Here is an 11,734-nt window from a genome sequence, read left to right as displayed (position 1 = left end):
ACAGCGTATACAGAAACTTAAATCTCAGGTACCGCAAACCGCGCCCATTGCTTCCGGTAAACTAGTTCGTGGTATCGGTTTAACGTTAGAAGCGGTTGGATGCCAGATGCCCGTGGGAAGCCAATGCCTGGTGCAAACCATCGATGGTCAAATTGAGGCGGAAGTGGTTGGTTTTGCGGGTGATATTACTTATCTCATGCCGACGCAGGCGGTTAAAGGGATTGTACCCGGTTCGCGTGTGCAGCCACTGTCGCGAGAATCCGGTTTAGCAGTCGGTTTAGGCTTGCTGGGTCGGGTGGTTGACGCCAATGCTCAGCCGTTAGACGGATTGGGTGCTATCGAAACGTCTACACGAGTCGCAACCACAAAGCCGCCAATAAACCCACTCAGCCGTCGGCCCATATCCAGCCCGTTGGATGTAGGAGTGCGCGCCATCAATAGCATGATTACGGTGGGTGTCGGTCAGCGCATGGGTTTGTTTGCCGGCAGTGGGGTCGGTAAAAGTGTTCTACTGGGCATGATGACGCGAGGCACCACAGCCGATGTGGTCGTGGTTGGATTAGTGGGCGAGCGCGGGCGTGAAGTGAAAGAGTTTATTCACGACATATTGACCGAAGAAGAACGTCAGCGCGCTGTTGTGGTGGCCGCTCCGGCTGATACATCACCGTTGATGCGCCTTAAGGGCTGTGAAACAGCAGTGGCCATAGCTGAATACTTTCGGGATCAGGGTATGAACGTATTGCTGCTGATAGATTCTCTGACTCGCTACGCAATGGCGCAGCGTGAAATCGCACTCGCGGTGGGTGAACCGCCAGCCACTAAAGGCTATCCGCCGTCGGTTTTTGCGCGTTTGCCAGCGCTGGTAGAGCGTGCAGGCAACGGTTCAGACAATCAAGGCGCTATTACAGCGTTTTACACCGTATTGACCGAAGGGGACGATTTGCAGGATCCGATTGCTGACGCTGCCCGTGCGATCCTGGATGGGCACATTGTATTGTCGCGGTCATTGGCCGACAGTGGCCACTATCCTGCTATTGACGTGCCTGCGTCGGTTAGCCGAGTGATGCCTCAAGTCGTCAGTGATGAGCATTTGGATTCGATGCGTAAAATCCGTCAGGTGTATTCCTTGTATCAGCAGAATCGGGATTTGATTGCTATTGGAGCCTATAACCGTGGCGCGGATCCGCGCATCGATCTCGCCATTCAAGCTGAACCCGCTATAAATGCCTTCTTTCAACAGGGTATGACGCAGGTAATTCCTTACGATGAAAGCTTGTCGTCGATGGCCTCACTCGCGAATGGTCTGAAAGGGGCGTCATAATTATGTCGACGCAGCAGTTAGAACGTGTAGCACAGTGGGAACAAGATAAAGAAGACCGCTGCGCGCAAGATTTCCATCAGGCGCAGCAGTATCTGCAACAGCAGCGTCAACGCCTTGAGAATTTAGAGCTTTATCGCCGTGAGTACCTGGGTAATATTCAGCAACAAGGTCAAGCCGGTTTTGGCGCGCGCAGCTATACACAGTACCTCACCTTTGTCGGGCAGCTCGACAGTGCCTGTCAGCAACAAAACCAAGTGATAAGCCAAGCAATATTAGTGGCCGAGCAACGCAAGAAAGCGTGGTTGGCTCAGCAAAGAAAACGTAAAGCGGTCGAACACCTCATTCAGAAAAAACGTACTGCTGCGCTCGCTAAAGCCGAGCGGCACGAACAGGCGCTACTGGATGAATTTGCATTACAGAGCTTTTTACGCAAGCGTCATGCGGAGCAGCGATAATACCACGTCAGCGTGATAAGTTAGCAACCGACTGGCTGGTGGCGCGTTGCGCCAAGAACATAGGCTCTGCTGGCGAGATTGTGCGTTTATGTCCAGTGGATTTGATTCCTGATATAGTGGCTGCAATCGAGCAGGAATACGCGTCTGCCATGGGTCTTAAAGCGGATATTTATCAGTGTTCAGTCAGTCAGGGTTTATCTTATTATGCGTAAGAGCGTCATCATTCCCATCAGTGCAGCGTTAATCGTGGGGTTAGCCGTCGTTGTAGCCCGAACAACGGTTTTCGACGGGCAATACTCAAGTGATGTATTAGGGTGCGACCCTGCATCAGGTATGGTTCTCATTGATGCGGGGCGTTTCGTGATGGGGGCCGGTGCCGAATATCCAGAGGAGACTCCGGCGAAGACGGTATCTGTCAATTCGTTCTACATTAGCCGTCATGAAGTGACCAATGCCGAGTTTGCTGAGTTTGTTGAGGCCACCGGATACAAAACGGTGGCTGAGCGTAAACCCGATCCGCACGATTACCCAGATATGCCTGCGCATTTGCTCCAACCGGGATCGGCCGTGTTTGTTAAGTTATCTGAAGCTGTGGGGGCCGGTACTTTTGCCAATTGGTGGCATTTTACGCCGGGAGCGTATTGGAAAGCACCTACTGGCCCGGGCAGTTCAATTGAAGGCAAAGCGCACTACCCAGTGGTCCATATCGCGTTTGAAGATGCCACTCGTTATGCACAGTGGAAAGGGCACCGATTACCGACCGAGGCTGAATTTGAGTATGTTAGCCGCGGTGGATTAAACGGCGCCAAATATGCTTCTGGTAACTCACTGACTTACCAAGGTGAGCATATCGCAAACACTTGGCAAGGCTTGTTTCCATTTAATGATACCGCCGAGGATGGTTTTGAAGGGCTGGCACCGGTTGGCTGCTACCCGCAAAACCTTTATGGCGTCTACGATATGATTGGCAATGTCTGGGAGTGGACACAAAGCACCTACTATCCCCGTCACTACAGCCCGCATGAAATACCTGAGGGTATGCCCGAGACCGGATTTGATCAAAATCAGCCAAATGTACCTGTGGGTGTTATCAAAGGCGGCTCGTTTTTGTGTGCAGATGATTTCTGCATGCGTTACCGCCCCGCGGCACGGCATGCACAGGATACGCACATGGGAACCAGTCATATCGGTTTTAGAACGGTGGCAGACGTGAGCCCTGAACGTTTCAGTGAATGACCTATTTCGATTGCTGGATGGCCTCGTGTATGCTCAATGCCCACGCAGGGCAAAAATCGGCGGACGCTCATAGCAATGACAACGTGCCTGAAAAGGAATAGGAAAAGGAATAGTCTATGCGCATTCACACATTAACGTCACCGGTAATGAGCGTATCAATCAGTGATTTCGGTGCCAGGATCGTCAACTGGAATGTGAATGTTAACGGTCAGGATCGACCGATTGTTTTGGGCTATGCCAATACGCCACAATATGCGCAAGACCCCTACTATCTTGGTGCGGTGGCTGGCCCCTATGCAAACCGCATAGAGCAAGGTCACGTCAGCATTAAAGGTGAGCAAGCTATACGATTAACGCAGAACGATGGTCGTCATCATCTACACGGTGGTAACGAGGCGTTTGACCAACAGGTGTGGACAGTGGCAAGTGCTGATGCAGAGCATATTACCTTTCAGCTTGTTAAAGCGGATGGTTGGAACGGTTATCCGGGCCCCTGTGACTATTCAGTAACGTACCGATTGCAACATAACCAACTCCACTTAGTCATGCGGGTGAATGCGCAAAAAATCACTATCGCCGGACCAACAGGTCATAGTTACTTTAATCTCAATGGCGTAGATTCCAATTTTTCCGGGCTCGCTCAATGGCTACATACCAACGCAACTCATCATCAGTTACTGAACGCTGAGAGTCTACCGAGTGGTGATAAATACACCATTGAAAATCTCGGCTTGGCTGCGGGGCGGTGTGTTTATCTCGCTGATATTGAGGGGGCCGAATCGCTTGATGCGAACGTTGTGTTTAGCGGAGAGTCTCAGGTGTCTACACTGTGGAGCAAAGCTAAAGATTTAAGTCTCACGGTGACCTCTACTTACCCGGCAGCACAACTCTACAGTGGCAAGTACTTGGACAAACCGTTTACGGTTAATCAAGGCGTATGTATTGAACCACACTTCGGTGCGATTTCAGAGGCCAGCGGCCCCCATTTTAATGCGATTGTAACTCCCGGCCATGAGCAAACCAACGCTATTACTTACACGATCTCAACAGAGACATTCGCCCCGTAAGCGGCGCTGTGTGTCGGCTACTCAGGCGAATAAACACGAGTCACACGGCAGTCAAAAGACGTTGTTGCTCATCTTGGAACAGACTTTGCAAAACCTCTATACAGATTAATGTCAGAAACAGGATGACATCTCAATAACCTATTAAATCAATAGGTTAACGAGAGGAGGATGCGCGAATGATGCAACAAATTGCCCCCCTGCAAACAGATATTGCCGCAAAACCCACTAGCGATGCTTCCCTGGGTTTTGACAAACAGTGGCTTGGCAGTGGCACGTCTTCTGAGCAGCGCTCGGGCAATGCCGCTCAGTTTGAGCAGGCGTTGCGGCAGGAGAGGAAGTCTGAGCCTCGTGCTGAAACCAGTTCGTTCAAATCTAATCAGGCGCCAAGAGAGTCGGCTAACCGCGAGCACGATAATACTCAGCCTCAGGCAAAGCTTAAAGAAAGTTCCCAGCCGCCTTCGGACGTGATTGAAAAGCCAGTCCTTGATAAAGCAGACCAAGCCGTTGAAAACACTGATGCGGAAGACTGGGTTTCGCTGGTCGAACAAATAAAAAATGCGATGGCTAACGAGAAGCGCGAGCAAAGCTACGACGGTGAAATCGCCAACAAGCTTGAGAATACCACTGATATTTCATTAAAGACCGTGGATATCACAGAACTTATGCTGACCAATAAGAATGTGAGCGACATCGTTGATGGCGAACAGACGGCGAAATTCTCTGCGATCGCCGAACTCGTGGCGCAGATGCATAAGCTATCGACGACTGACTCAGGCGATCGTAGCGGCGGCGAAGGCGAATTGGGTCAGACGATGGGAACGAGCGATTTGACCGAGTTAGGTGATGGAGAAAGCGAGGCGGTTGTAGAGCTTGTCGCTTTATTATTGGCCCAAGCCCGGCAAGATAGTGCGAGCAGTGATGAAGCTCCTGAGCTAAGCCAGCAGGTGTTACAAGCTGCAGACCAGACCGAGACCTCAAAACTCACCGAGCTGGAAGCCTTGTTGGGGGATAAGCCGGTTGTGATTGAAAAGCCGGTCGCAGACAGCGCAATTGACCCAGCACTCATAGCAGGTACAACGATAAACGCTGGTGCACCTAAAACTGAAGCTCAGCTAAAAGTGAAGGTGAACCCATCAGAAACCGCTGCAGTGAATGCCTTGAGTCAGTTGGAGGCGGGCCCGATAGATGACATTGCAAATGCAACGCTTAAGCAGTTGCTCAGCACTGCGGCAGAACCCGCCTCTGCCAGTCAGCAAAAATCTTTTATCGGCGCGTTGCAAGCCGGGCTTGCCGAGTACAAACAGCAACTCAGTGAAGGAAGAGAGCCCGGGATCAGCATTAAATCGCTGGTGACGGACGCGTTAGTGACTGCCGATATGCCCGTACCGCAGTCCGGTATAAATCAAGTGTCGGTTGCACTGACTCAGGCACTTGCACTGGCTGATGGGGTGACGACTGCGATGCGCGACAATGCCGCGTTACTGACCAATACGGCGCAGACCGCCCATGTTGATATCGCCACGACTGATATTGGCAATCAGCTGGAAACGTCAAAAACAAGTCACACCCAGACCATGCTCGACAAACCTGTGAATATTCTGAAACCTGACGGACAGAACCAGTTTGCTGAGAAGATCCGTTGGATGGTGAATGCCAGAAACAGTTTTGCCGAAATACGTCTTGATCCACCCGACTTAGGCAGCGTGAAGGTCAAAGTCAGCATGTCGGGCGAGGCCGCGACCGTTAATTTTGTGGTGCAATCGCCACAAGCGCGCGATGCACTTGATCAGGCTGCGCCTCGCTTGAGAGATATGTTGGCGCAGCAGGGGATTGAGCTGGGCCAATCTTCTGTGGAGCAAGATAACCCGCAGCAGCAAGGCGAACAGCAAGAAGGACATTTTGCACAAGGTCAACAGGATGATGGACTGGAAGAAATTGCCTCTGAGGTCATCGAGCAGCGAGCCACGGGTGGCACCCCAGGTGGTATCGACTATTATGCATAAGGGCTCATCGTTTTTGCGTGGGTGTGAAATAGTCTAAATGACCGATTGAGATTTTGCCCAACGATACTGATAATAGCCTTACTGCGGATAAACTGAGAATGTCATGGCTGAAGAAGAATTAAAGATTGAAGAAGGTGGTAAAAAAGGCAAGCTGATGATCATCATCATCGCCGCTGTAGTGATTATTGCCGGTGGTGCCGCTGCGTTCTTTTTCTTGGGCGGAAGTGATGATGACATGGCGGATGTGCAGGCGGTCGAAGGGCAGGCAGGCGCAGCGCCTAGTGCCTCTACTGGCAGCGCAAAGTCTGGCACGGCCCTCTATGTGGCGATGCCGCGTCCTTTTGTGCTCAACGTACCGGGCGCCGGACGTGACCGGTTAGTCGAAATCAAAGTTCAGTTGATGGTGCGCGGCAGTGATAGCGAAGAATTGGCGAAATCGCACATCCCGCTGATTGAGGGAACCTTGCTACAGGTCTTCAGTAGTAGTAATGCCGATGATCTAGTCACAGAAGCGGGGAAAATTGCATTGCGTGAGCAATCGTTACGCGATGTGCAAGCTAAAATGCAGGAAATAGCCGGGGCTGATGTGGTTGAAGAAGTCCTGTTTACCGGCTTCGTAATGCAGTAATTAGGAACTGATGTGAGCGATTTACTATCTCAAGACGAAATCGACGCGCTCCTGCATGGAGTGGATGATGTCGAAGAAGAGGACGTCGACGACGGCGAAGTCGACACGTCTGCGCTCGAATACGATTTCTCCTCGCAGGATCGGATCGTGCGGGGGCGCATGCCCACACTTGAGATCGTGAACGAGCGATTTGCGCGGCACATGCGTGTGAGCTTGTTCAATATGATGCGCCGCTCTGCCGAAGTGTCGATCAACGGCATACAAATGATTAAATTCGGCGAGTACATACATACGCTATTTGTTCCAACCAGCCTTAACATGGTGCGTTTCCGTCCGCTTAAAGGGACAGGCCTGATCACCATGGAAGCGAGACTGGTGTTTATTCTGGTTGACAACTTTTTTGGTGGTGACGGCCGTTACCATGCCAAAATCGAGGGGCGGGAGTTTACACCGACGGAGCGACGCATCATTCAAATGCTGTTAAAGCTCATCTTTGAAGATTACAAAGAGGCGTGGGCACCCGTCATGGACGTGTCATTCGAATATCTGGATTCTGAAGTGAACCCAGCCATGGCGAATATCGTTAGCCCAACGGAAGTGGTGGTGATCAGCTCTTTCCATATTGAACTTGACGGTGGTGGTGGTGATTTTCACGTTTCACTGCCTTACTCCATGCTGGAACCGATTAGAGAGTTACTCGATGCGGGTGTGCAGAGCGACAAAGAAGATACTGATTTCCGTTGGAGCAAAGCACTGCGCGATGAAATCATGGACGTCAATGTGGAACTCAGCACACATATGCTGGATTTTGATATGCCGCTGCGCGAAATGATGGAGCTGAAAGCCGGCGACATTATTCCGATAGAAATGCCTAACCATATCACCGTTTTGATTGAAGATTTGCCCACCTTCAGGGCTAAGCTGGGTCGATCACGAGACAACCTCGCGCTGAAGATAATTGAAAAGATAGACCGTCCGACCTCTGTTAAGTCAGAACTACAGCTTCTGACACGAGGTGGCCGTGTCATTGATAATGACGCTGAGTTATCAGTGTTGGAAGAAGATTTATAATGCCATTACCAAGAGGATATAGCCATGAGTGAAGAAGACGGTATGGACGATTGGGCCGCAGCGATGGCGGAGCAGGCCGACTCGGAAGAAAACGAAGACGGTAGCGGCGAAACCGATGGCGATGATGTGCATGTTGCTGAGCTGGATGAGCTGGACGACGATGCGCCGATTACACAAGCTGAAAAGAAGAAGCTGGATACCATTCTTGATATTCCCGTGACTATTTCGATGGAAGTCGGAAGAAGCCAAATAAGTATTCGCAACTTACTCCAATTGAACCAGGGCTCTGTGGTTGAATTAGATCGGGTTGCGGGTGAGCCATTAGATGTTTTAGTGAATGGCACGTTGATTGCTCATGGAGAGGTAGTAGTCGTCAACGATAAATTTGGTATTCGGTTAACGGATGTTATTAGTCAAATCGAGAGAATCAAAAAGCTCAGGTAGCTTTACCCTAAAAAGCGCAACTAAATCATTTGGTTGCGCATTATTTTTCCTTCTTTGTACAAGTTTTCAAACGGTCCTCGCGGCCGATAGTCAAACAAACTCTATTACAAACCCAACGTCGATAGCGTCAATTTTTCTATCACTGCTGGTGGTCATTGGGATTATTTTTGCGCTTGCTTATGTGATGCGCCGGTTTAATGTCACCCAAGCCGGTAGTGGGCAGATGAAAATTGTTGCCAGCATGATGGCTGGCACAAAAGAACGCGTGGTTGTGGTCGAAGTAGGGAGCGAACAATTTCTGCTTGGCGTTACGGCGCACAATATTAATCATCTGGCCACGCTGAGCGAGCCGCTCAAGAAAAGCGAAGCCGTGAATACGGGTGAACAGTTCAAAGACAAGTTAATCCAGGCGATGGCGGGTAAGCTGCGTGGCGACAAGCCGGCTGAGGTCACCACGCCATGACGATAACACGCTGCTGTTCAATGATGCTGTGTTGCGTGCTAATCATCAGCGGTTTGCTTTACAGCGACGTGGCATTGGCACAACAAGGTATTTCGGCCGTTACGGTGACCACCACCGAAGACGGGGCGCAGGAATACTCCATGACGCTGCAAGCGCTGTTCATCATGACGGCGCTGAGTCTGATACCCGCTTTTATTATGATGATGACATCGTTTACACGGATCATCGTGGTGTTGTCTATTTTGCGTCAGGCCATCGGCCTGCAACAATCGCCATCCAACCAAATTCTTATTGGCGTGAGTCTGTTTTTGAGCATGTTCATCATGGCGCCGGTGTTTGAGGAAATCAATGAGACGGCACTACAGCCGTATTTAAATGAAGAAATGACGTCGATTGAAGCTGTTAATCAGGCAAAATTGCCGATGCGAGAATTTATGCTGTCGCAAACCCGCGTGAAAGACCTGGAAACCTTCGTGCGGATCGGCGGGATGGAAGATCAGTTTGACGATCCTTCAGAAGTACCGATGACGGTTTTGGTGCCAGCATTTGTCACGAGCGAACTCAAAACCGCCTTTCAAATAGGTTTTATGTTGTTTATTCCGTTTTTGATTCTAGACCTTGTTGTCGCGTCAATCTTGATGGCAATGGGGATGATGATGTTGTCGCCGATGATTGTGTCGCTGCCGTTCAAACTGATGTTGTTTGTTTTGGTTGATGGCTGGAATTTAATCTTCGGTACTCTCGCCACCAGCTTTGGTATGGGCGTGTAGGAGAAATTTATGGGTCCAGAAGCATTTGTGGAAATTCTTCGAGAGTCCATGTTTATCGTTATTTTATTGGTCTCTGCGGTCATTGTACCGAGCTTGATTGTGGGGTTGATTGTGGCGGTATTCCAAGCGGCGACTTCAATTAATGAGCAAACCATGAGCTTCCTGCCACGCCTGCTGGTTACCTTGCTGGCATTGAGTTGGGGGGGAAATTGGTTGGTGCAGAAAGTGATGGATTTCACGTTCAGTATGATTGAACGCATTCCGCAGGTGGTCGGCTAACCGACATGGTGATAGCGGAAGCCACTATCCTTCAGTTCTTGGCCGATTTTTTACTGCCATTCATGCGTATCTCTGGCATGTTTGCGGCAATGGTAGGGTTGAGCGCTAAATCCATTCCAACACCGGTTAAAGCGTTGTACGCCGTTCTGTTTACCTTCGTGATCATGCCTGTTGTGCCAAAATCACCGGTGGAACAGATTGTTGATGTGGGCACATTTATCCTGATGATCCAACAACTGGTGATCGGTATTGCGATTGGATTTTTATCCATGATGGTATTGAACACTTTCGTGGTCGCAGGGCAAATTGTGGCGATGCAAACAGGCTTGGGGTTTGCGTCCATTGTCGATCCAATCAATGGTATTAATGTACCGGCGGTGGGTCAGTTCTACTTAATTTTAGCGACGCTATTGTTTTGGACATTTGACGGTCACTTGGCGATGATTCAGATGATTACGATGAGCTTTCAGGCTTATCCGATTGGAGCAGGCTGGTGGGCTCCTGAGCAGTTTCAAGCCATTGCTTTATGGGCAGGGTGGATGTTTACGGCAGCTGTTACCATCACATTAGCCCCGATCGTGTCCTTGCTGATTGTCAATCTGTCGTTTGGTGTGATGACTAAAGCCGCCCCTCAATTGAACATTTTTAGCATTGGCTTCTCCATTGCTCAAATTATGGGGCTGATAATAATTTGGATAACCCTGGCCAACTTTGCCGACCACTTTCAAGAACAGTGGGAACGCGCCGAGTTAATGATGTGCCAACTGCTGAGAATTTGCGGAGTGTAACGCGATGGCAGATAACGATTCGGCGGAAAAAACCGAAGAACCCACGTCCAAAAAGAAACAGGACGCCCGCAATAAAGGGCAGTTAGCGCGATCTCGCGAGTTATCAACGGCGTTGGTGTTGATCGCAAGCGCTGTGTCTTTTCTGTTGATGGGCTCCTATATCGCCTCAGCCGTGTTCTCCGTCATGCAGCGCACATTCACCTTATCTCGCGATGAAACCTTCGACACCAATCATATGTTCCAGGCATGGGGCGCGGCATTTGAGCAAATCAGTACGCCGGTGTTGTTTTACATGGTTATTGCTATGGTGGCGGGTATTTACGGCTCAATCGCCATGGGGGGATTCAATTTTACGTGGCAGTCGGCGGCGCCTAAAGCCAGTAAAATTAACCCGTTAAATGGCTTCAAACGCATGTTCGGTATCGAAGGTATCGTGGAACTGCTCAAAGCCATTGCGAAGTTCTTTGTCATTGGTGGCACGGCGTACCTTGCCTTAAATATCTTTATGGATGAAGCCTTGCATTTGGATCAAGAGCTTTACCCGCTGAGCCTGTTTCACGCGCTGGATATGATTGAGTGGGCTTTTCTGATGATGTGCTGCGCGATGATACCGATTGTTTTGATTGATGTGCCTTATCAGTCATACAAACATAACAAAGAAATGAAAATGACTAAGCAGGAAGTCAAGGATGAGCGTAAGAATGCGGAAGGTGATCCGCAGGTCAAAGGCCGCATTCGTCGATTACAATATCAGGCTGCGGCAAACCGGATGATGCAAGAAGTGCCCAAGGCAGACGTTGTTGTCACCAACCCAACACACTTTTCAGTGGCCTTGAAATACGATGAAGACGGTCAGCGCGCGCCGGTGGTGGTTGCCAAGGGAGCCGACGAATTAGCGATGCATATTCGTAAAATTGCGACTGCGCACGACGTACCGCTCATTCCTTCGCCAATGCTAACGCGTGCCATATTTTATTCGACCGAACCTGATCAGGAAATACCGCATAAACTCTTTATGGCGGTGGCTCAAGTGCTTGCCTATGTTTATAAACTTAAGGCCTATCGTTCTGGTAAAGGCAAGCGGCCGAAACCGCTGAAGAGAGATTTACCTATCCCACCTGAGTACCGTCGATAGGCTCAGCCTGGCTCAATCTGGCACGGTAGTTGATATACCCATTGATATCGCGCGAGCGGCGTCAAAATTCCGTT

General features: G+C 50.1%; 13 protein-coding genes. All 13 read left to right on the top strand.

The window, feature by feature from the left end; genetic code table 11:
* The first annotated feature begins 7 nt into the window (after window positions 1-7).
* The 13 genes from fliI to flhB all read left to right on the top strand — a co-directional run bounded on the left by fliI (window position 8) and on the right by flhB (window position 11,660).
* Entirely contained in the window at window positions 8-1,321 is a 1,314-nt protein-coding gene (gene fliI / locus KIU71_RS00715) for a flagellar protein export ATPase FliI (RefSeq protein WP_315853234.1), read from the top strand.
* A 2-nt stretch (window positions 1,322-1,323) separates the two neighbouring features.
* The gene (gene fliJ, locus KIU71_RS00710; RefSeq protein ID WP_214129177.1) at window positions 1,324-1,776 is read left to right on the top strand and encodes a flagellar export protein FliJ; all 453 of its coding nucleotides are present in this window, start codon (window positions 1,324-1,326) and stop codon (window positions 1,774-1,776) included.
* Window positions 1,777-1,980: 204 nt separating this feature from the next.
* Window positions 1,981-3,012, top strand: coding sequence for a formylglycine-generating enzyme family protein (locus KIU71_RS00705; protein WP_214129176.1), 1,032 nt, complete (start codon window positions 1,981-1,983; stop codon window positions 3,010-3,012).
* Between the two features lie 116 nt (window positions 3,013-3,128).
* Window positions 3,129-4,079: an aldose epimerase family protein gene (locus tag KIU71_RS00700; RefSeq protein WP_214129175.1), complete on the top strand. Its 951-nt coding sequence runs from the start codon at window positions 3,129-3,131 to the stop codon at window positions 4,077-4,079.
* 176 nt (window positions 4,080-4,255) lie between these two features.
* On the top strand, window positions 4,256-6,082 hold the full coding sequence (locus KIU71_RS00695) for a flagellar hook-length control protein FliK (protein ID WP_214129174.1): 1,827 nt from the start codon (window positions 4,256-4,258) through the stop codon (window positions 6,080-6,082).
* Window positions 6,083-6,185: 103 nt separating this feature from the next.
* Window positions 6,186-6,710, top strand: a complete 525-nt coding sequence (fliL, locus tag KIU71_RS00690) for a flagellar basal body-associated protein FliL (RefSeq protein WP_214129173.1) — start codon at window positions 6,186-6,188, stop codon at window positions 6,708-6,710.
* Between the two features lie 12 nt (window positions 6,711-6,722).
* Entirely contained in the window at window positions 6,723-7,781 is a 1,059-nt protein-coding gene (gene fliM / locus KIU71_RS00685; protein WP_214129171.1) for a flagellar motor switch protein FliM, read from the top strand.
* Between the two features lie 24 nt (window positions 7,782-7,805).
* Entirely contained in the window at window positions 7,806-8,225 is a 420-nt protein-coding gene (fliN, locus tag KIU71_RS00680; RefSeq protein ID WP_214129169.1) for a flagellar motor switch protein FliN, read from the top strand.
* A 148-nt stretch (window positions 8,226-8,373) separates the two neighbouring features.
* Window positions 8,374-8,688: a flagellar biosynthetic protein FliO gene (gene fliO, locus KIU71_RS17735; protein WP_315853219.1), complete on the top strand. Its 315-nt coding sequence runs from the start codon at window positions 8,374-8,376 to the stop codon at window positions 8,686-8,688.
* Between the two features lie 20 nt (window positions 8,689-8,708).
* A complete protein-coding gene (fliP, locus tag KIU71_RS00670; RefSeq protein WP_214129695.1) occupies window positions 8,709-9,458 on the top strand; it encodes a flagellar type III secretion system pore protein FliP in 750 nt (249 codons plus the stop codon).
* A 9-nt stretch (window positions 9,459-9,467) separates the two neighbouring features.
* Window positions 9,468-9,737 (top strand): flagellar biosynthesis protein FliQ, encoded by a 270-nt coding sequence (fliQ, locus tag KIU71_RS00665; protein WP_214129166.1) that lies wholly within the window; start codon window positions 9,468-9,470, stop codon window positions 9,735-9,737.
* A gap of 5 nt (window positions 9,738-9,742) precedes the next feature.
* The gene (fliR, locus tag KIU71_RS00660; protein ID WP_214129165.1) at window positions 9,743-10,525 is read left to right on the top strand and encodes a flagellar biosynthetic protein FliR; all 783 of its coding nucleotides are present in this window, start codon (window positions 9,743-9,745) and stop codon (window positions 10,523-10,525) included.
* Window positions 10,526-10,529: 4 nt separating this feature from the next.
* On the top strand, window positions 10,530-11,660 hold the full coding sequence (gene flhB / locus KIU71_RS00655; protein ID WP_214129164.1) for a flagellar biosynthesis protein FlhB: 1,131 nt from the start codon (window positions 10,530-10,532) through the stop codon (window positions 11,658-11,660).
* Window positions 11,661-11,734: the final 74 nt, after the last annotated feature.

Source organism: Alteromonas oceanisediminis (genome assembly GCF_018474025.1).
Taxonomy (GTDB): Bacteria; Pseudomonadota; Gammaproteobacteria; order Enterobacterales; family Alteromonadaceae; genus Alteromonas_E; species Alteromonas_E oceanisediminis.
This window is presented reverse-complemented; position numbering and strand designations above follow the sequence as displayed.